At 58.9% G+C, this 20629-nt stretch carries 20 protein-coding genes; 12 read left to right on the top strand and 8 right to left on the bottom strand.

Features of this window, described 5'->3' with window-relative positions; genetic code table 11:
- Window positions 1–68: 68 nt before the first annotated feature.
- Window positions 69–671, top strand: coding sequence for a short chain dehydrogenase (locus AAHA41_RS00250; protein ID WP_041210406.1), 603 nt, complete (start codon window positions 69–71; stop codon window positions 669–671).
- A 116-nt stretch (window positions 672–787) separates the two neighbouring features.
- Here AAHA41_RS00250 and AAHA41_RS00245 read toward each other — a convergent pair whose 3' ends face one another.
- The 3 genes from AAHA41_RS00245 to dapA form a co-directional block, all read right to left on the bottom strand.
- Complete coding sequence (locus AAHA41_RS00245; RefSeq protein ID WP_162516748.1) at window positions 788–1891, bottom strand: phosphoribosylaminoimidazolesuccinocarboxamide synthase; 1104 nt, start codon at window positions 1889–1891, stop codon at window positions 788–790.
- A gap of 159 nt (window positions 1892–2050) precedes the next feature.
- Complete coding sequence (bamC, locus tag AAHA41_RS00240; protein WP_041210404.1) at window positions 2051–3175, bottom strand: outer membrane protein assembly factor BamC; 1125 nt, start codon at window positions 3173–3175, stop codon at window positions 2051–2053.
- Complete coding sequence (dapA, locus tag AAHA41_RS00235) at window positions 3168–4055, bottom strand: 4-hydroxy-tetrahydrodipicolinate synthase (protein WP_041210403.1); 888 nt, start codon at window positions 4053–4055, stop codon at window positions 3168–3170. The genes bamC and dapA overlap by 8 nt, the downstream gene beginning before the upstream one ends.
- A 204-nt stretch (window positions 4056–4259) precedes the next feature.
- On the opposite strand from dapA, the gene AAHA41_RS00230 reads away from it, so the two are divergent.
- From AAHA41_RS00230 to AAHA41_RS00220, 3 genes are all read left to right on the top strand, one after another.
- A complete protein-coding gene (locus tag AAHA41_RS00230) occupies window positions 4260–4793 on the top strand; it encodes an ACT domain-containing protein (RefSeq protein ID WP_041210402.1) in 534 nt (177 codons plus the stop codon).
- Window positions 4794–4814: 21 nt separating this feature from the next.
- Complete coding sequence (gene bcp / locus AAHA41_RS00225; RefSeq protein ID WP_323070606.1) at window positions 4815–5279, top strand: thioredoxin-dependent thiol peroxidase; 465 nt, start codon at window positions 4815–4817, stop codon at window positions 5277–5279.
- Between the two features lie 163 nt (window positions 5280–5442).
- A complete protein-coding gene (locus AAHA41_RS00220; RefSeq protein ID WP_043851808.1) occupies window positions 5443–5943 on the top strand; it encodes a YfbU family protein in 501 nt (166 codons plus the stop codon).
- A gap of 58 nt (window positions 5944–6001) precedes the next feature.
- On the opposite strand, the gene yfbV is transcribed toward AAHA41_RS00220, so the two are convergent.
- A complete protein-coding gene (gene yfbV / locus AAHA41_RS00215) occupies window positions 6002–6442 on the bottom strand; it encodes a terminus macrodomain insulation protein YfbV (protein WP_043851809.1) in 441 nt (146 codons plus the stop codon).
- Window positions 6443–6746: 304 nt separating this feature from the next.
- Between yfbV and AAHA41_RS00210 the strand changes: the two genes are divergently transcribed.
- The 5 genes from AAHA41_RS00210 to AAHA41_RS00190 all read left to right on the top strand — a co-directional run bounded on the left by AAHA41_RS00210 (window position 6747) and on the right by AAHA41_RS00190 (window position 13461).
- A complete protein-coding gene (locus AAHA41_RS00210) occupies window positions 6747–7949 on the top strand; it encodes an acetate kinase (protein WP_040065015.1) in 1203 nt (400 codons plus the stop codon).
- A 55-nt stretch (window positions 7950–8004) separates the two neighbouring features.
- Window positions 8005–10185, top strand: a complete 2181-nt coding sequence (pta, locus tag AAHA41_RS00205; protein ID WP_041210398.1) for a phosphate acetyltransferase — start codon at window positions 8005–8007, stop codon at window positions 10183–10185.
- A 337-nt stretch (window positions 10186–10522) separates the two neighbouring features.
- The gene (locus tag AAHA41_RS00200) at window positions 10523–10843 is read left to right on the top strand and encodes a helix-hairpin-helix domain-containing protein (RefSeq protein ID WP_323070607.1); all 321 of its coding nucleotides are present in this window, start codon (window positions 10523–10525) and stop codon (window positions 10841–10843) included.
- Between the two features lie 95 nt (window positions 10844–10938).
- A complete protein-coding gene (galU, locus tag AAHA41_RS00195; RefSeq protein WP_104015695.1) occupies window positions 10939–11850 on the top strand; it encodes a UTP--glucose-1-phosphate uridylyltransferase GalU in 912 nt (303 codons plus the stop codon).
- A 213-nt stretch (window positions 11851–12063) separates the two neighbouring features.
- On the top strand, window positions 12064–13461 hold the full coding sequence (locus AAHA41_RS00190) for a peptide MFS transporter (RefSeq protein ID WP_042031806.1): 1398 nt from the start codon (window positions 12064–12066) through the stop codon (window positions 13459–13461).
- An 88-nt stretch (window positions 13462–13549) separates the two neighbouring features.
- Here AAHA41_RS00190 and AAHA41_RS00185 read toward each other — a convergent pair whose 3' ends face one another.
- Window positions 13550–14521, bottom strand: coding sequence for a response regulator (locus AAHA41_RS00185; protein ID WP_041210394.1), 972 nt, complete (start codon window positions 14519–14521; stop codon window positions 13550–13552).
- Window positions 14522–14760: 239 nt separating this feature from the next.
- Between AAHA41_RS00185 and AAHA41_RS00180 the strand changes: the two genes are divergently transcribed.
- The 3 genes from AAHA41_RS00180 (at window position 14761) to AAHA41_RS00170 (ending at window position 17142) form a co-directional block, all read left to right on the top strand.
- On the top strand, window positions 14761–15450 hold the full coding sequence (locus AAHA41_RS00180) for a DnaT-like ssDNA-binding domain-containing protein (protein ID WP_255939877.1): 690 nt from the start codon (window positions 14761–14763) through the stop codon (window positions 15448–15450).
- Window positions 15451–15518: 68 nt separating this feature from the next.
- Entirely contained in the window at window positions 15519–16373 is an 855-nt protein-coding gene (locus AAHA41_RS00175) for a DnaA/Hda family protein (protein WP_041210392.1), read from the top strand.
- 133 nt (window positions 16374–16506) lie between these two features.
- Window positions 16507–17142, top strand: coding sequence for an SDR family oxidoreductase (locus AAHA41_RS00170; protein ID WP_323071101.1), 636 nt, complete (start codon window positions 16507–16509; stop codon window positions 17140–17142).
- Between the two features lie 110 nt (window positions 17143–17252).
- Here AAHA41_RS00170 and AAHA41_RS00165 read toward each other — a convergent pair whose 3' ends face one another.
- Genes AAHA41_RS00165 through AAHA41_RS00155 form a run of 3 tightly spaced genes read right to left on the bottom strand, consistent with a single transcriptional unit; the run spans window position 17253 to window position 20607 of the window.
- Window positions 17253–18449, bottom strand: a complete 1197-nt coding sequence (locus tag AAHA41_RS00165) for an ABC transporter permease (protein ID WP_323071100.1) — start codon at window positions 18447–18449, stop codon at window positions 17253–17255.
- Entirely contained in the window at window positions 18449–19603 is a 1155-nt protein-coding gene (locus AAHA41_RS00160) for an ABC transporter permease (RefSeq protein ID WP_323071099.1), read from the bottom strand. The genes AAHA41_RS00165 and AAHA41_RS00160 overlap by 1 nt, the downstream gene beginning before the upstream one ends.
- On the bottom strand, window positions 19603–20607 hold the full coding sequence (locus tag AAHA41_RS00155) for a biotin/lipoyl-binding protein (RefSeq protein ID WP_323071098.1): 1005 nt from the start codon (window positions 20605–20607) through the stop codon (window positions 19603–19605). Before AAHA41_RS00155 ends, AAHA41_RS00160 begins: the two co-directional genes overlap by 1 nt.
- Window positions 20608–20629 lie beyond the last annotated feature (22 nt).

The following is a 20629-nucleotide window of genomic DNA, read 5'->3' as shown; positions in this document are numbered from 1 at the left end:
ATTTTACGCGCTTTTTCTCTTTTTTTGTTGCACTAGAATCAACACATCCCAACCGAGGAGTGACAGAGATGAAGATTGTGATTGTGGGTGCGTCCGGCACCATAGGTTCTGCCGTCAGCGAATTGCTCGCCAAAGATCATCAGGTGATCCGGGTCGGCCACAGCCAGGGGGATGCCACGGTCGATATGCGCGATCCCGCCTCCATCAAGGCGCTGTTCACCGGGCTGGGCCAGTTTGATGCGCTGGTAGTGGCCAGCGGCAACGTGGCCTTCAACGCCCTGACCGAGATGACCGACGAGCAGTGGCAGGTGGGGCTTCAGAGCAAGCTGATGGGCCAGATCAACCTGACCCGTGCCGCTATCCCCCACCTGAGCGACAAAGGTTCCATCACCCTGATCAGCGGCATCCTGAGCGAAGAGCCCATCAACTGGGGGGCGAGTGCGACCACCATCAATGGCGCCGTCGAGCACTTCGTCAAAGCGGCCGCCTGCGAGCTGCCCCGCGGCCTGCGCATCAACGTGGTAAGCCCGACCGTGCTGGCGGAGTCGATGGACAAATACGCCGACTTCTTCCCCGGTTTCGTGCCGGTGCCCGCCGCCAAAGTAGCGCAGGCCTACAAGAAGTCGGTGCTGGGCATCCAGACCGGCCAGGTGTTCAAGGTCAACGGCTGATCGCCGTGCGCCGGATACAAAAAACGGGCCCCGCAATGGGGCCCGTCTGTTTCTCTGCGCCTCTTCTTCACCATCGGCAAACGTTTGTTTCTTGATGGCAAAAAAGAGCGAAACTCTTAGTCGATCAGACCGTACTGCGCGCGCAGGATATCGATGATCTCCTGCTTCGGGTTGGCCGACAGTTCCAGCTTGTGGCCGATGATCTTCTCGGCGATCCCGACGTAGGTGCTGGAGATATCCATCATCACTTCGGTCGGCAGCTTGTTGTCGCGGGCCAGGGCGAAGCGTTCCGGCATGCGGTTCTTGTTGAGCAGGATGTCCGGATCCGGGAAGTGGTTGAGCAGCCACTGACGGAAACCCTCTTTCGACTTCTCGACGATCTGGCCGTCGCGCAGGGCGGCGCCATCCCAGATACGGGAGCTGTCGGGGGTACCCACTTCATCCATGTAGATGAGCTTTTCATTGCCGGCGGCATCGTGGACGTAGCCAAACTCGAACTTGGTATCGACGAACACCTGATCCAGCTCGGCCAGCGCGTCGCTGATGACGTTGAAGCCCTCTTTGAGCAGCACTTCGTAGCGGTCGATATCGGCCGGCTTGCTGAAGTTGAAGCCCTGGTAGTGGCGTTCGATATCGGCACGGGAGACGTTGACGTCATCAGCTTCCGGCACGCCATCCAGTCCTTTCAGCACGCCCTTGGTGGAAGGGGTGATGAGGATCTCCGGCAGCTTCTGATCCTTCTTGAGCCCTTCCGGCAGGGTGATGCCGCAGAACTCGCGCTCGCCATCCTTGTAGGCACGCCACATGGAACCTGTGATGTACTGGCGGGCAATCGCCTCGATCATCACCGGACGGGCTTTTTGCACGATCCAGACAAAGGGGTGCGGGATGTCGAGAATGTGGCTGTCGGCCAGCCCCTTCTCCTTGAACAGCTTGAACCAGTGGCTGGAGATGGCGTTGAGCGCCGCCCCTTTGCCCGGTACGCCGTTCAGCCCGTTCACACCTTGCCAGATGCAGTCGAAGGCAGAGATCCTGTCGCTGATCACCATGATGGCGAGCGGCGCATCCGCTGGCACGTCATAACCCTTCTCGCGAATGAGACGGGCGCTGTCTGCGGCGGTCAGCCAGTAGACACTACGCACTTTACCGGAATGGACAGGCTTATCGGTACGGATCGGCAAATCGTCATTCACCGCCAATACTTGGTCTGCAAGACTCATGGCTAATAACACTTCCTGTTTGTGGGGGGTAATAAGAGAGAAGCCGCAAGCTCCGCTCTCGTTGGGGGTAATCAATCCATGCCCTGCACGCCGGTATCCACATTGAGTGGCTCGCCAGTCGTGCAGAGATAAAAAAACAGGGGCACAAGGCCCCTGTATTTATTCTGATTTTGCTGCCTGTGCAGCCAGTCCTTTGGCAAACGCCTCTGACATGCTGATGTACATCTGGGAGATGACCCCGGACGACACCGGCTTCTTGTCCTTGTCGAACAGGGTGATGGAGGTTTTGCCTCCTGCCATTTCACCCAGCTGGAAGCGGTACTTCTCCTCTTCCAGTTTGAACGGCTCGCTCCCTTTCGCCTTCCAGAACTCGGCGGACGGGGCTTCATACTCGACGTCGATCCAGCCCAGCGACTGCTGGGTATCCTTGATGACGAAGCCGTAGCCCGGCAGCACCTGGTTGAGACGGCGCCATACCTGCTCGAAGGAGCCATCGGCAATCCAGGCGCTCAGCTCGTTGTTGTCCAGACCCAGTTCCAGCCCCATGCCCTCATTGGACTTGTGCTGTTCGCGTGACTTGAGCTGGCTGTCGTAATAGAGAGAGAACTGGTTGAGCACCCGCACGGCATAACGCTGCGCTTCAGCCGGGCTCAGCTGGGTAGTGGTCTCGCCATCGAAGCTCTCTTCGTGATCCAGTACCCGAACCGACATGTTGACGGCATGGCGCGCAGCATCGTTGCGCACGGTGAACTGGTAACGCTGACGGATTTTGAAATCGTCGTCATCTTCACCCCAGCCATCGAGTGCAACCGTGTTGTCAAACCAGCCGGTCTGCAGCACGCCGGCCTGCTGGTCCAGCTTCTCGGTGGTGACCTTGTACTTGGCCAGGAAGTTCATCAGGAACGACCAGGTATCGCGCTCCACGCTCTGGCTGGTGCTCAGGGCATAGTAGGCGATGGTCGGTTCACTGGCATTCTGGACGACCTGGCTACCCGGCACTACGGTCAGCAGCTGGGCGGGCGGACGCACGTCGATCTTGGCGCCAAGGGCACCGTCACGGCTGCTCTCGGGCAACGGCGGAATATCGAACTGGCTGTTGAAGGCGGGGGCGCTCAATCCTGACGGGATCAGGAATGCACGGCCCTCGAGGCGGGCATCTTCATAACCGAAGTCGCGGTTGGCCATTTTGCGATCCTGGGGCGTGCTGCACGCGGCCAGCACGGCGGCGGTCGCAACAGTCAGCACCAGACGGGCACTATTTCCCTTTCCATTTGATTTAAACACTCGCCATCAACTCCGCAGTGGTCAGTGCTCGCGCCATCTGCTGTTCACCCTCGGGAGAGAGTTCAACCAGCGGCAGACGCAAGGTTGCTGTTGCAATCAATCCCAGCTGGGCACAGGCCCATTTCACCGGGGTGGGGCTCGGTTCGCAGAACAGAGTCTTGTGCAACGGCATCAAGAGATTGTTGATGTCATGGGCCAGACCGGCATCACCGGCCAGCGCAGCACGACACATGTCGGCCATCTGGGCCGCTGCAATATTGGTGGTGACCGAAATGACACCATCACCGCCTTGCAGCATAAAATCACAGCCAGTGGCATCGTCGCCACTGTAGAGCGCAAAATCCGGCCCGCACAGCTCGCGCAGCAGCGGGGTGCGACTCAAATCGCCGGTTGCCTCTTTCAGGCCGATAATACCGGGCACCTTGGCCAGACGGGCCACGGTCTCCGGTTTCAGATCGCAGCAGGTGCGACCGGGCACATTATAAAGAATTTGGGGCAGACCACTAGCCTCGGCGATCGCACAATAGTGGCGATAGAGACCTTCCTGAGTGGGTTTGTTGTAGTAAGGGGTCACCGAGAGACCAGCAACCACGCCGGTTTTGGCCAGACGTTTGCTAAGTTCGATGGCGTGGGCAGTATTGTTGGAGCCACTGCCTGCAATGACAGGAATGCGACCGGCAGCATATTCAACGGTCTTTTCAACGACGGCAATGTGCTCTTGCTCGCTCAGGGTCACCGACTCCCCTGTGGTACCAACCGCGACAATGGCGCTGGTTCCGGCGCTGACATGATACTCGACCAGCTTGGCCAGACTGGCCCAATCGACTTCACCTGAAGCCAGCATAGGGGTAACGAGGGCAACAATACTACCGCGCAACATGGATATTTCTCCCGATTTTCAGGGCCGTAATGGTAAAGCTGCCCCCTTTGAAAAACAAGGGAGAGAGGGGACAAGCCGTGATACCATCGGCCACAAAAAGCAATAAATGAGAGTCGGGGGAGCACCTCGCTGCGGGTCATCAACAGCCCGAAAATCGGCAATCCTGTGCGGCTTTCAAGATACATAACGGACGAGAGAAGATTTATGACTCACTATCTGGTCGTAACGGCCATCGGCACGGACAGGCCTGGCATCGTCAATGAAGTGACCCGTCACGTCAGTAGCTGTGGTTGCAACATTGTGGACAGCCGTCTTGGCATCTTCGGCAATGAATTCACCTTTATCATGCTGCTCTCGGGCGACTGGAACAGCATGATGCAACTCGAGATCAGCCTCCCCCTGCGCAGCCAGGAGTGGGACCTCATCACCATGATGAAGCGCACCGAGCGCCACCAGTCGCTCCAGTATGACGTGAGCGCCAGCGTCGGGATCCTGATCCGTGACGAGCCGGGCATCGTAAGCCAGTGCACCCAGTTCTTCAGCGAACACGGCTGGAACATTCAGGCGATGCAGTCCATGACCCTGGAACAGCAGCCATTCAACCTGCTCAAGATGAGTTTCCAGCTCAATCTGGCCAAAGAGGGAGAGGTTGAACGGTCGCAGACCGCCTTCGCCGGATTCTGTCGTGAACTGGGCGCAGAATCGTTCGAGTTTATCGTCAATCGCAAACACGCCTGAGCACTCACTCAAGGAGAACCCATGCAACCATTACAAGCTGGCAGCCCCGCCCCCGACTTCACTTTGCCCGACCAGAACGGCAATCCGCTGCAACTCTCCTCCCTGCGCGGCAAAAAAGTGCTGGTCTACTTCTATCCCAAGGCGATGACCCCCGGCTGCACCACCCAAGCCTGCAGCCTGCGCGATGTCAACGCCGAGCTGGCCGCCCTCAATGTGGTAGTGCTCGGTATCAGCCCGGATCCGGCCAAGCGCCTGAAAAAGTTCGAAGAGCGCGATCAGCTTAACTTCACCCTGCTGGCCGATGAGGATCACGCCGTCGCCGATGCCTTTGGCGTCTGGGGTCCGAAGAAGTTCATGGGCAAGGAGTATGACGGCATCCACCGCCAGAGCTTCCTGATCGACGAAGAGGGCAAGATTGCCCATCACTTCGACAAGTTCAAGACCAGCGATCACCATCAGGTGGTAATGGATTTCCTCAAGGGGTAACCCTCCCCTGCATTATTGAAAGGCCTGCCACGCAGGCCTTTTTGCTCTGACAAGCCATCCCTTGCCTGAAGATTTTTCTCACCAACTCCCCCGCCCAGATCAAAAAATTCATTTTATATATGGGTTAACGTGACCCCAGAATCATCTTCCAGCGAGATATCCCATGAACATGAGCAACACAGAGCGTTTGATCCTGAGCAACCAGTACGAAATTCTGGCAAAACTCAATCCGGAGAAAGCGGACTTCTACCAGCGTGCCAGCACCATCATCGAGCGCGGCTATTGCCTGCAAATCCTCGAGCTGGAGAAGAGCTTCGGCCATCTGGATCTGGCGACCTGCCAGGAGGTGATCGATACCCTGGAGCTGCACCACGCGCTGGCCATCTCATGGGGTAATCTGGATGCAGCCGATCAGGGCGAGATCAACGCCAGCCGGCTGGAGTTCAACGGCTACAGCCGCAGCCAGGAGCGGGAGCTGGCCGACTATGTCTGCTTCCTGCTGGAAGTGGACAAGCGCTTCCCCGAGCTCAAGTGCCCGTGCGACGAGCTCTCCAGCGACATCGCCATGCGCGACAAGTACCAGCGGATGCTGCAGGTGTGGCGCCAGTGCCCCCGTCAGTACAAGCTCTCCATCCAGGAGATCCGCAAAGTGCTGGCAGCCTGATGGCAGGCCACCAGACAACAAAAAGGCGCCACTGGCGCCTTTTTGCATCTGAATCGGGTTATTCGTAGAGAAAGGACTTATCGAGCTGCTGGAAGGCGGCCTTGAGGGTATCGGCGAGCTCTTCATAGCGGGGCTGGGAGACCAGCTGACGGCGCCCCCCCTGCTCGTTCATCTTGCCGTTGATCTCCCGATACCAGCTCGCCAGCGACGGGGGCAACCGGGTGTCGGCCCGCTGACCGAGCCAGTAGTAACCCTGCAGCGGCAAACTGAGCAGAAACAGTACGGAAGTGATGACTGAAGGCCAGTAGTGCTGCTCCCCAAACTGGAATTGCAGCATCACGCTCAGCACCGCCAGCGCCGGAATCACCTTGAGAGCGAATTCGGTCGCCTTGATCACCCGATTTTCAGGAAACATCGAATTGAGCTCGGGACGGCGCGGCCAAAGCGTCATATAATGGCGGCCTTGCTGTAACTTAGTTCCAAAAATGTTCATGCTCATACTACCTCCGAGCGCTTTTTGAACGTACCAACGGCAAAACCTCGACAAAATTTGATGCAAAGTAACAAAGGTTGAGGATGACTTTGTTATTTTTCAACAATCGGGTTATCCTTTGTACGCCCATTTTTGCGTCAAAAGCATCTTGCTATTGACCTGTCAGGGACGTCTGGATTTCGGGTCTTGTATCACTATACAAGGGGCAAGCAACAGATTGCCAACCCTCATAAGGATAAGTTGAAAGTTTTTGGACGTCCGGCGTCCAACGCATCCGCCTACACAACCCAATCTGCGATAGGATTTATTCATGAGTAAGCTGGTTCTTGTTCTTAACTGTGGCAGCTCTTCCCTGAAGTTTGCTGTCATTGACGCAACCACCGGTGATGACCTGCTGTCCGGCCTGGCCGAGTGCTTCAACCTCGACGACGCCCGCATCAAGTGGAAACTGAATGGCGAGAAAGGCAGTGCCGATCTGGGCGCTGGTGCCGCTCACCAGGAAGCGCTGGACTTCATCGTCAACAAGATCCTGCCGCTCAACCCGGAACTGTCCAAGAACCTGATCGCCATCGGTCACCGTGTTGTTCACGGCGGTGAGCGCTTCACCTCTTCCGTCGTTATCTGTGACGACGTGATCGCCGGCATCGAAGCCGCCGTTCCGTACGCGCCGCTGCACAACCCGGCTCACCTGATCGGTATCCGTGAAGCCCGCCGCGTATTCCCGGCGCTGGCTGACAAGAACGTGGCCGTATTCGATACCGCGTTCCACCAGACCATGCCGGAAGAAGCCTTCCTGTACGCTCTGCCGTACAAGCTCTACAAAGAGAACGGCATCCGTCGCTACGGCGCTCACGGCACCAGCCACTACTACATCAGCCTGGAAGCAGCCAAGCAGCTGAACAAGCCGGTGGAAGAGCTGAACATCATCAACTGCCACCTGGGCAACGGCGGTTCCGTCTGCGCCATCAAGAACGGCAAATCCGTTGATACCTCCATGGGCCTGACTCCGCTGGAAGGTCTGGTGATGGGTACCCGTTCCGGTGATCTGGACCCGGCCATCATCTTCTTCCTGCACGACAAGCTGGGCATGAGCGTTGCCGATATCAACACCATGCTGACCAAAGAGTCCGGCCTGCAGGGTCTGACCGAAGTTACCTCCGACTGCCGTTTTGTTGAAGACAACTACGACAGCAAAGAAGAAGCCAAGCGTGCCATGGACGTTTACTGCTATCGCCTGGCCAAGTACATCGGCGCCTACGCTGCCGCCATGGACGGTCGTCTGGACGCCGTTGTTTTCACCGGTGGTATCGGTGAAAACTCCGCCCCGATCCGTGAAATCACCCTGAACAAGCTGGGTCTGCTGGGCTTTGACGTCGATCACGACGCCAACCTGAAGGCTCGTTTCGGCAAGGGTGGCGAGATCACCAAGGCTGGTTCTACCAAGGCTCTGGTAATCCCGACCAACGAAGAGTGGGTTATCGCCCACGACGCGCTGGAACTGGTCGGCGCTTAATTGACGCAGTAACTCGAGGCCGCCCACCAGGGCGGCCTTTTCCTGATCCCAAAAAATGAACAAGGGGTATAAAGTGGCACGCACTATTATGCTTATCCCGGTCGGCACTGGTGTCGGCGTAACTTCCGTAAGCCTTGGCGTTGTTCGCGCCATGGAACGTCACGGTGTCAATGTCAGCTTCTTCAAACCGGTTGCCCAGCCGCGTCCGGGTGAAACCGGTGCCGAGCGCTCAACCGCCGTTATCCGCGCAGCTGCCAACATCAATCCGCCCGAGCCCTTCACCCTCTCCTACGCCGAGAACATGATCAGCTCCAGCAACACCGACATCCTGCTGGAAGAGATCGTTGCCCGCTTCGAAGAGCACGTGAAATCCAGCGGTGCCGAAGTGCTGGTTGTCGAAGGTATGGTGCCGACCGACAAGCAGCCCTTTGCCAACAAGCTGAACTACGACGTTGCCAAGGCGCTGGATGCCGACATGGTATTCGTGACCCACCCGGGCCATGACTCCAGCCAGAAGCTGAAAGAGCGCATCGAACTGGCCTGCTCCAACTTCGGTGGTGTCAACAACCCCCGTATCGTTGGCTGCGTGATCAACAAGGTTGGCGCGCCGGTTGACGAGCATGGCGTAACCCGCCCTGACCTGACCGAGATGTTCGAAGCCCATCACCACGCTTCCGACGCCGCCCACAACCTGGAAGTACTGCAAGTGTTTGGCAAGAGCCCGCTGCGCATCCTGGGTTGCATCCCCTGGAACACCCAGCTGATCGCCCCGCGCGCCAAGGATCTCGCCAAGCATCTGGCCGCCAAGATCCTGCACAAAGGCGAGCTGGATAGCCGTCGCCTGCAGACCGTGACTTTCTGCGCCCGCTCCATCCACAACATGGTCGAGCACTTCCGTCCGGGCAGCCTGCTGGTCACCTCCGGTGACCGCTCTGACGTCATCGTCTCCGCCTGCCTCTCCGCCATGAACGGCGTCAAGCTGGGTGCCCTGCTGCTGACCGGCAACTATCATCCGGAGCCGCAGGTAATGGCACTGTGCCAACAGGCCATGGCCACCGGCCTGCCGATCATGATGACCGGTACCAACACCTGGCAGACCGCCGTCAGCCTGCAGAACTTCAACGTCGATATCCCGGAAGATGACCGCGAGCGTATCGAGCTGGTACAGGACTATGTGGCTGGCCACATCGACAAGCACTGGATCGAGTCGCTGACCATCAGCTCTACCCGTTCCCGTCGTCTGAGCCCGCCGGCATTCCGTTATCAGCTGACCGAGCTGGCCCGTCAGGCCAACAAGCGTGTCGTGCTGCCGGAAGGCGACGAGCCGCGCACCATCAAGGCTGCCGCCATCTGTGCCGAGCGTGGCATTGCCCGTCCGGTGCTGCTGGGTAATCCGGAAGAGATCCGTCGCGTTGCCGAACAGCAGGGTGTTGTTCTGACCGATCGCGTCGAAATCATCGATCCGGCCGTTGTGCGCGAGCGCTATGTGCCGCGTCTGGTCGAGCTGCGCAAGAACAAGGGCATGACCGAAGTGGTTGCCCGCGAGCAGCTGGAAGACAACGTGGTACTGGGTACCATGATGCTGGAGCGCAATGAAGTTGACGGCCTGGTATCCGGCGCGGTGCACACCACTGCCAACACCATCCGTCCGCCGATGCAGATCATCAAGACCGCTCCGGGCTCTTCCCTGATCTCCTCCATCTTCTTCATGCTGCTGCCTGATCAGGTGCTGGTCTACGGTGACTGCGCGATCAACCCGGATCCGACTGCCGAGCAGCTGGCCGAGATCGCCATCCAGTCCGCCGACTCCGCTGCCGCGTTCGGCATCGAGCCGCGCGTCGCCATGATCTCCTACTCTACCGGTACCTCTGGCGCCGGTGCCGATGTAGAGAAAGTGCGTGAAGCGACCGAGCTGGCCAAGGCCAAGCGCCCCGATCTCATCATCGACGGCCCGCTGCAGTACGATGCGGCCATCATGGAGAACGTGGCCAAGTCCAAGGCACCGAACTCACCGGTTGCCGGTAAAGCCACCGTGTTCGTCTTCCCTGACCTGAACACCGGTAACACCACTTACAAAGCGGTGCAGCGTTCCGCTGACCTGGTCTCCATCGGCCCGATGCTGCAAGGCATGCGCAAGCCGGTCAACGACCTCTCCCGCGGCGCCCTGGTTGACGACATCGTCTACACCATCGCCCTGACCGGTATCCAGGCTGCTCAGGCTGACGAACAAGCTTAATCAGCATCCGTCTGAAAAAACCGATCACAAAGGCTGCTCACCCAAGGTGAGCAGCCTTTTTTGTTGGGAATTTTTCTGAAGGCAGCATAACCAACCGAAGATTCAGGATCAGACAGATAAAAGTGTGAGTGCTTTATGAAGCTTCACGCCCTGCCATACAATAATTTCCATTTTGTATGTGCCGATAAAAGTCTTTATATATCTTGTCGTTAGTCGCAAACAGCAATCTCTTATAGCAAAGCAACCCACTAGCAATACCTGTAAAAAATGACAGCCGTCACACCTTCCAAATCTGGTTAATCATCCATACGAATCCCCCACCACAAGGAAGTGTGAAATGCGTAAAAACAACTTGCCCATCATCATGTTGCTCTCCGCCCTCCCGTTGTTCACCCTGTCCTCACAGGCCGCAGACAAGGTCGCACCCAAGCAGACCACCACGGTTGCCGCCAAGCAAGAGATCGGCAAAGTAGATATCAATACGGCAACCCTTGCCGAACTCACCAACCTTAAGGGAATTGGCGACAAAAAGGCACAAGCCATCGTCGACTATCGCGAAAAACAGGGGAAATTTACCTCTGTCGATCAACTGGTTGATGTAAACGGCATCGGCCCGGCCACGCTGGAAGCCAACCGTGACATGATCATCGTCAAATAACGTCCGAGCACTGTATATGCAAATGGGGCAGCCTGTGGCTGCCCCATTTTTCTTCGGGTATCATGGGCCCACTTTGTATCTCTGGATATCTCTCCATGAAAAAGACACCTCTCGTTGTTCGCAAGGCTGTGCTCCCGGTAGCCGGTCTGGGTACCCGCATGCTTCCCGCCACCAAGGCCATTCCGAAAGAGATGCTGCCGGTGGTCGACAAACCCCTGATCCAGTACGTTGTGCGCGAAGCCATCGCCGCCGGTATCAAAGAGATCGTGCTGGTCACCCACTCCAGTAAGAACTCCATCGAAAACCACTTCGACAAGAGTTTCGAACTGGAAGCGACCCTCGAGAAGCGGGTCAAGCGTCAGCTGCTGGAAGAGGTACAACAGATCTGCCCGAAAGACGTCACCATCATGCACGTCCGTCAGGGTGAGGCCAAAGGTCTGGGCCACGCTGTGCTCTGCGCCCGCCCGCTGATCGGTGACAACCCGTTTGCCGTGCTGCTGCCGGATGTGCTGATCGATGAAGTGGCCAGCGACCCGAAAAAAGACAACTTGGCCGAAATGGTGCACATGTTTGAAGAAGACCAGATCAGCCAGATCATGGTGGAAGCTGTGCCCGAGAGTGAAGTGGACAAATATGGTATCGCCGACATCAAGGGCGAAGCACTGACCGAAGGGATGTCCCTGCCGATGCAGGCTATCGTCGAAAAACCACCGCGCGATGAAGCCCCCTCTAATCTGGCGGTAGTGGGCCGTTATGTGCTCTCTTCCAATATCTGGCCGCTGCTGGAAAAAACCCCTGCCGGCGCTGGTGACGAGATCCAGCTGACTGATGCCATCGCCATGCTGATGGAGCAGGAGCAGGTCAACGCCTACTTCATGAAGGGCAAGAGCCACGACTGCGGCAGCAAGATCGGTTATATGAAAGCGAATGTGGAGTATGCCGTGCGTCACCGCGAGCTGAACGGCGAATTCATCGGCTGGCTGAAGCAGTTCGTCAAGCAGTTGTAATAGCTGAAAATTCCGTTTTTCATAGTGGTATTCAAGGAGCATCAAATGATGCTCCTTTTTCATTTGCGCAACAAAAAATCAATCAAGAATAAATAAATCCTCAGCAAATCATAATGTTGTAATTTATTCACACATGCTCTATAAGGATTGAGGCGTGTTTCTCGCCCTTGCATAAAAAACTCAAAAAAATATAAGACACAGGTGGAAGTTCCAATGAATAACCCGTCAAAAGGGACCTTTTTAGGTCACCCTAAAGGGCTTTTTTTGCTCTTTAGTACCGAACTCTGGGAGAGATTCTCCTATTACGGCATGCGTGCCGTACTGGTGCTATATCTGACCGACCTGACTGCCAATGGCGGTCTGGGCTGGAGTCAGGCAGACGCCCTCAAACTCTACGGTATCTATACCGGTCTGGTTTACATCACTCCGCTGATCGGCGGCTGGCTGGCTGACACCTTCCTGGGTCAACGCCGTGCCATCCTGATCGGTGCCGTGCTGATGGCCGCGGGCCAATTCACTCTGGCCCTGCCCCACGCCATGTTCCCGGATATGGTCAACAGCGTCTTCTATACCGGTCTGGCTCTGCTGATCGTGGGTAACGGCCTGTTCAAGCCGAACATCTCCACCATGGTAGGCGACCTCTATGCAGAGGGTGACCACCGTCGTGATGGTGCCTTTACCATCTTCTACATGGGTATCAACCTGGGTTCCCTGCTGGCAGGCGTGATCTGTGGTGCTGCCGCGACTGCCTACGGCTGGCAAGCTGCCTTCGTCGGTGCCGGTATTGGTATGCTGCTCTCTCTGGTGATCCAGGCGACTCTGGCACAGCGTTTCCTCGGCGACATCGGCCGTGTGACTGCCGCCCAGCGTGCCGCCGCTCTGCGCACTACCGAGCAGAAAGCGCCGTTGACCAAGCAGGAAGTGGATCGCATCAAGGTCATTCTGGTTCTGGGTCTGTTCACCATCATCTTCTGGGCTGGTTTCGAACAGGCCGGCGGTCTGATGAACCTCTATACCCAGGAGTACACCGACCGCATGATCGGCTCTTTTGAAGTGCCGACTGCCTGGTTCCAGTCCCTGAACCCCTTCTTCATCATCACTCTGGCGCCGGTCGTTGCGGCCATCTGGATCAAGCTCGGCAAGAAAGAGCCGAACTCTCCGGTGAAATTCGCCATGGGTCTGCTGTTCCTGGCCGTTGGTTTCCTGTTCATGGTCGGTGCCGTGCTGCAGCAGGGTGGTGACAACACCGTCAAGACCTCCATGTTCTGGCTGGTTGGCGCGTACCTGTTCCACACCCTGGGTGAGCTCTGCCTCTCCCCGATCGGCCTCTCCATGGTGACCAAGCTGGCTCCGCTGCGCCTGGCCTCCCTGATGATGGGTGCCTGGTTCGGCTTCGTGGCTCTGGCCAACTACGCTGCGGGCTTTATCGGCTCCTTCGTGGGTGAAGCCGGCCCCATCGCCATCTTCGGCGGTATCGCTCTGGCTGCCGTGATCAGTGCCGTGATCCTGCTGACCATGGCCAACCGTCTGGTCTACTGGATGCACGGTGCCGAAGGCCCGGCAAAATCCACTGACCATCAGGATGAAAAACTGCAGTCCGCTACCGCATAAGCAAGTTGGACAAGCAGACATAAGAGAGGGCGCCGATGGGCGCCCTCTCTTTTTATCTGACCGATATTCAACTGTGGCACCATGGCCGTCAGTGGTAACGCACCTGAACATGAAGGGCGCTGCCGCTATCGCTGCAAAACTGCAGATCAAAGGGCTCGTGCCAGCTGCGCTTGTGCAGGGCATAGTGGCTGCTGCGCATCAAGCCAAGGGGCAAGCCACCCGAGCGCATCAGCCAGTGGGGAGAGGTGAGCCCTGCATTGGCAAACACCAGCCCATCCTCCTGATCAAACAGCAGTGCCGCCATGGCAAAAGAGCTGCGCAGCCCCGACTCCATCAACTGATGATTGAGGTAGTCGAGCAGCCGGTGTGGCTGACTTAACAGCTGACTCTCCTTGCGCTGGAACTGGCGATAAGGGACATTCATCAACGAGCGCACCAGCGCCCCGCAGAAGGCGGCATCCGTCCCCATGATGGGCAGCTCCATCACCAATACCAGTAACTTGTCCCCCACCTTGAAGGTGTCGGGAATAAAGAGCTGGCCCAGCCCCTTGAACGTAATCTGCCAGGGGCCCCACTCCTGCAATCCCGGCGGTTTCAGTCCCGCCAGCAAACGGCTGGCGGCCCGATCGTGGGCACTGAAGTACTCCATATGATCCATCAGCTCCAGCTGCTGGCTGCGTGTCCCTTGGCTCTTGAGGCACTGCTCTATGCTGCGCTCGACCAGCGCATAATCTTCCAGCGGCTTGAGCAGGTAATCACGCGCACCAGCGCGCAAGGCACCAGCCACTGCCTCCATCGTGCTCTGGGCCGAGATGACGATAACCGGGATATCGGGGTAGCGAGCAGAGAGGCAGGCGATCACTTCGTGACCATCCATATTGGGCATGTTGAGATCGCAGAGCACCACATCGGGATGGTAGAGAGCTGCGGCCGACAGACCCTCAATCCCGTCTTCGGCCTGAAAAACCGTTGCCCCGTCCCGTGCGAGGTAACTCACTAGCGAGTGGCGAAAAACGGCTTCGTCCTCCACCACCAGGATCCTTAGCCCGGCTCTTAACATCTTGATAAAGCTCTTATTAGTCAATTGGTTATTTAGATATTAAGACTAGTTCAAAAGTGAGGTATCCGCGGAAACGATGCGTCAAAAATAGACCTTGGTCAGGTTCTGAGCGACAGATTGCTCTATTAACAACCACATAGCAGCACAACCTCTCCCCACAATGTCGCTACCTCCATGCGAATTGTGCAAGCCCCTGCCATAGGGGATAATGGCCGCCACACAAGCGTATAAAGAAGACCATGACTCCAGCCGAATACAGTGCCCTCGCCCACCCCAGATTGTCCCATCCGGCCCGCAGTCTCTATACCCTGCAGCTGCGCAGACTGGTGCTGGAAAATCAGTTGGCCCGGATTAACTATCCCGAGCTGGGTCGCGCACTGGCGGTGGTTGACCCGGGCGATCCCTGCGGCTTCTCGTTTCAGGTCAATGCCCGCCAGCTCACCGAACTGTTCGATGAACTGATGGAGGCGGGCCTGCTGCAGGTCGAGGCTCAGCCCGAGAGTGAGCACTACCATCAGTGCCCTTTTCAGTTGCCGCTGCTGACCCAGAAATTGCGCAGCCCGCTGCCGGAACGCCCCTTCCAGATGCATCTGCAATGGCGCCCGGACGAAGAGCTGCCCGCCCTCGCCCGTCTGTGCGGGGTGATCGATGCCAGCTATAGCGAAGAGGATCTGGGAGAATTTATCGCCTACTGGCTGGGGCGCCCCGAGGTATTCGACTCCCAGCATCAATGGATGCTCAAGTTTATTCGCGCCCTCAAGACCCGCCGCTATACCCGTCGCAAGCCGATGGAGGTGCAGGGCTATCAGCAGGTGACGCCGGCCCCGGCAGAGTCGGGTCCCAGCAAACGGGCCCAACAGATGATTGAAGAGGCAAAGCGGCTGGCAGAGAGCCAGCAGATGCCTGCCCAGACACCGGATAATGATTGATACCATCTGCCTGCTGCAGGCAGAATCAGACCCCTGTCCCATCCCTGATCAAGCAGAAGGAGCACTCCATGACTGACCCGCAAGATCCCCTGCGCCAGGAGCTGGAAGAGATCGAAGCCAAGCGCCAGAAGATCGCCAAGGCCAAGCAGGACCACCGTGTTCACGATCCGGAATTGAGCCGCCATGTGGGTGGCCTGCTGGAGCGCATTCGTCGCCTGCAGCAAGAGACCGGCGGCGGCCAGTATGACTACGAGACCCTGCGCAAGGAGTACGACGCCAAGGCCAACGCCGAGGTGCGCGAGCTGCAGAAGGCGGCCCGTCAGGAGCGGATCCAGAAGCTGATCGCCCAGGCCGACCTCAACCCCGACTGGGTGTTCGACAAGATGGATGCCACAGATCCGGCGCTGCAATATCCCATCGAGACCGCCCGTTACTTTATCAGCGGTTTCGAGCACTGGGAGAAGAGCGGTGGCGGCTGCATGCTCATCTACGGCGACTACGGCACCGGCAAGTCGACCCTGGCGGGTGCAGTGGCGCACGAGCTGATCGAGCGTCACCAGAAATCGGTGATCTTCCAGCAGTGGGCCTCCATCGTCGATCGCCTCTTCTTCAACGTCATCCCCGATCAGGACGAGCGCAACCAGTACCGCCGCGCGCTGGAAGAGGTGGATCTGCTGATCATCGACGAGGTATCGGCCAACCGAGCCAAGATGGCGGAGAGCCAGTCCAGCTTCCTCGGCCACCTGCTGCGCCGCCGTCGCAACCTGTCAAAAAGCGTCATCATCATCACCAACCACACACCCCAGACCCTGCATCAGGCGATCGGTGATTTCAGCTATGAGGCGATCAAGGCGTTCAATCCGGTGGATATCCACCTGAGCGGCCCCAGCCGTCGCCCCAGCATCGGCAACTACAACGGCTGATCCCCTCTCAGCGGGTGCGAGTCGCAAGCGGCTCGCACCCGCGCCTCTCTGCCGGCTCACAAATAGAAACAACTCTCATTTACAGCAAGCGAACAAGCCACTAGGCTAGCCCCTTTGCCAAGGGAGCTCAGCTATGCCAACCACACTGATTTTCGGAGCCAGCCGCGGGCTGGGCCGCGCCTTTACTCATCACGCTCTCGCTGAGGCTCATCGGGTCGTTGCGCTGGTGCGCAGCCCCGAGATGGCTACGGAACTGGAGGCGCTGGGAGTTGAGGTGATCGAGGGGGATGCACTGGATCCGGCTGCGGTGCAGCAGGCCTGCATTGCGGCAGGACAAGCTGCCCAAGTCGTCTCTACCCTCGGCAGTTTCCGTCAGGTTGTGCCGGTGGACTATCAGGGCAACCGTCATGTGATCGATGCCATGGAGCAGGCAGGCCTGAAACGGCTGCTGCTGGTCACCTCTCTCGGCTGTGGCGACAGCTGGCAATATTTGCCGCAGCGTGCCCGCGCCGCCTTCGGCCACGAGGTGCGCCTCAAGAGTCTGGCGGAGAGCTGGCTGCAGACCAGCTCCCTCGCATGGACCATTCTGCGCCCGGCGGGTCTGCTGGATGGCGACGCCACCGACCGCGCCGAGCTGAGTCAGGGCAAGGAGGTACACGGACTGGTGCGCCGCGCCGATGTGGCCGCCCGAGGCTTGCGTCTGCTGGCGGATGAGACGGCAGTGGGGCAGATCTACGCCATCGGCGATCCCGAACTCCAGCGTGGCTAAAGCAGCAGTAAAACCGCTTAACCCCACCACATAACAAAACGGTCAGCCCAAGGGCTGACCGTTTTCGCTTTACCGCACACGCTATCTCACGCGCACTTACACCATCCCGCTTAACCGGCGGTCGTTTCACTCTGCACGACTGACGGGCGAGCAACCGGCAACGACTGCTGCCGCCAACGCAGCAGCAGGCAGGCCAGCACACCGTAGAGCAGCGCCAGACCCCATAGTTGCCACCAGTAGCGGGCAACCTGCACAAAGTCGGCCCCCATCTGGTTAAGGCGCAGAAAACCCTCGATGGCGGGGATAGTGGGCACCCACTGAGCCAGCCAGTTGAGGGGGGCCGGGATCAGCTCCAGCGGCCAGATAAAGCCCGCCAGAAAAACCAGCGGCAGGGAGGAGATCAGCACCACCTGAGTGGGCAGATCCCGCCGGGTAAATATCGCGCCGAGCACCACGCCAAACCAGCAGGTCGCCAGCAGGAACGGCAGGGCGAACAGCCAAAGCTGCACCGGGTCGGCATGACGAGCGATATTGTAGTGATCGAAGCAAAAGCCGAGGAAGTAGCTCACCGGCAGCAGGAACAACCCCGCCAGCACCAGAGTTCTGGCCAGCAGCAGCGGCAACACCGGCGCGCTTTGCCAGTAACCATGCTCGCCGCGACAGCTGCGCTGGTTCTGGGTTGCCCCCAGGATCCCCGCCCCCATCAGCAACACCTGATGGAGGATCAGCACGAACACCGCCGGCACCACGTAGTTGACGTAGCCCATGGTTGGGTTGAACACCGGCACCACGTTGAGGGCCACCGCATTCCAGCCCATGGCCGCTTGTGGCAGCGCCTCGCCGTGGCTCAGCAGCCGCGCCACCTTCACCTGCGCGGCGAGAGTGCCGCCGGCCTGCGCCAGCCCCTCGGCAATGGTACCGTAGACCAGAAAGTAGGAGGCATCACCGGCATAACTCAGGGTGACGCTCTTACCCAGCATCAGATCCCGATAGAAGTGGTTGGGGATATGCAGGATCCCGCTCGCCTTCCCGGCCATCATCAGCTGCCGCGCTTCATCCAGCGAATTGGCCCGCGCGACCAGCTTCACCTGTGGCGTAGCATCGGCCATAAATTCCAGCTGGCGCGATAGCTGACTGCCATCTTCGTTGACCACCACCACCGCCTCTTCCCGCGGCAACTGATGCAGATAGGGTTGGGGGTAGAGGAAGGAGTAGAAGAACACCCCGCCAAACAGGGTCAGCATGATGGCGCGATCCGCCAGCAGGGTGCGCAACTCGAGGCGCAACAGATCGACAAATCCCAGCATCACTCAGGCTCCTTTTCGGCGACTGCCACTGCGGCTGATTGACGGGCCAGCTCGGCCTGCTGCTTGTAACGGCGCACCACCAGCAGCAGGGGAAGCAGAAACAGCAGCAGAGCCCCCAGTTGCGGCAGCGCCGATGCGAGGGGCAGACCGTAGTTGCTCTGACCAATCTGCAGCTCGACATAGTGAGAGACCGGCAACAGGCTGCGCCAGAAGCGGGCGAAATCCCCCATGGCACTCACCGGAAAGGTGACCCCCATAAAGGCAAAACCTGGCGCCGTGTAAGCCCCCGCCAGCGACAGAGCGCGGGCTGGATCCCGGATGATGCCGTAGAAAAAGGCACCCATGGTGACGCAGGCGGCCGAGGCAAGCCCCAGCCCCACCAGCAATACCAGCCAGCTACCGTGCATGGGGTAGGAGAAGCCCTTGAACAGCAGCAGCGTCCAGACAATCCCCCAGCCCCAGCCAATCAGCACGTGGGGCAGCAGGGTGCGCCAGAGGCCAAACCAGACACCGCGAGTGGTCCAGTCCAGCCCCAGCCGATCGGTACGGGCCAGCGCATTGAGGCCGAACAGCACCACCAAGATCTGCCATACCGCGGGCAGAATGGCGCTCAGCAGAAACTGGGCGTAGCTGGAGTTGAGGTTGTAGAGCGCAGTGACCTGACTGTTGATGGGCACCGACTGCCCAATCGCACCGGGCAGCGCCTTGCCGTCAGCCATCGCCTCCAGCACGCCCACCTGACCGTTAAGAGTGCCTACCACCTGCGCCAGCGCAGAGTTGACCAGCTTGGCGATGAGGATGAACTGGCCGTTGTTGAACACCGTCACCTGCGGCTGGGTACCCTGACGGGCATCCCGCTCCAGATGGTTGGGGATCACCACTAGCGCATAGATGTCGCCACCGCGCAGGGCGTGGGCCCCGGCATCGATGGAGTCAAACTGTTGCGCGACCTTGAGCCCGGCCGAGCCATCCAGCGAGAAGGCGAGCTGGCGCGAGAGCATGCTGTGGTCGAGATCCACCAGCCCCACCTTGAGGTCGCGGGCCAGCCCTGCCGAGAAGATCCAGCAGAGAATCCCCATCAGCAGCAGCGGCGCCCAACTCATCAGAGCACGGCTGAACGGATCCTGCCACAGCAGCCGAAATTCACGTCCCATCAGAGTTCAACCAGCACACTCATGCCAACCCGCAGCCCCTCAACCGGTTGCAGCGGGCGAGCCTCTACCTGGAAGCTCTTCATGTCGAAGCCCTGACGGGTATCGGTAGCACGCCAGGTGGCGAAATCCCCCATCACGGCCACATGGGTCACCCTGAAGCGCACCATCTGATCGCCAAGGCCGGGGATGCGGGCATCGAACTCGGTACCGACCGGGAAGCGGGGCAGCAGATCTTCGCGCACGTGGAACTGGGCCCAGGCATCGCTCATGTCGAGCAAAGTCACCACCGGGAAGCCTTGCGGCGCCAGCTCGCCGCTGCGCAGCAGCACCTGACTTACCTCGCCTGAGTGGGGGCTGACGATGCGGGTATCGGCCAGATAGGCCTCAACCTCGGCCACCGAACCGGCCGCCATCTTGGCCTTCTCGCGAGCGGCGATCTTGGTCTCTTCCCGCGCCCCTTCCAGCGCCATCTGGTACTGCTGCCATGCCATCCCTTCGCTGTAGCGGGCGGCTTGCCAGGCAGTCCAGGCTTCATCGCGTTTTTGCAGCGGCATCACGCCATCGCGGTGCAGGCTGGCAACCCGCTCATAGGTCTTGCCGCGCAGGGCTGCGGCTGCCTTGGCTTTTTGCCACTGATCCTTGGCTGCGGCGATCTGCTGGGCTCTTGCTCCTTTCTCAGCCTCTTGCGCCAGCGCGCCCGCAGCCGCTTCACCCGCCTTGGCCTGGCTCAGCTTGGCTTCAATCTCGGGGCTCGCCAGAGTAAAGACCAGCTGGTCTTTGGTCAGCTGATCACCCTTTTTCACCAGCACTTCGTCGATGCGCCCCGGCACCTTGGAGGAGACCGAATACTGCTGCGCCTCAATCTGCCCTTGCAGATGCACCGGCTCCGGCTGATAGGCGAGCCAGAAGCGCCAGCCCAGCCAGACCACCAGGATCACCAGCACCAGCGGCAACAACAGCGGTTTACCCTGGCTCATCTTCTTTTTGATGGGGGGATGGCTCATCACTTCACCTCGACAAACGGGC

This window comes from Aeromonas sp. SER (assembly GCF_038739615.1).
Lineage (GTDB): Bacteria > Pseudomonadota > Gammaproteobacteria > Enterobacterales > Aeromonadaceae > Aeromonas > Aeromonas jandaei.
Note: the sequence above shows the minus strand (reverse complement) of the source record. Positions and strands in the feature narration are given on the sequence as shown.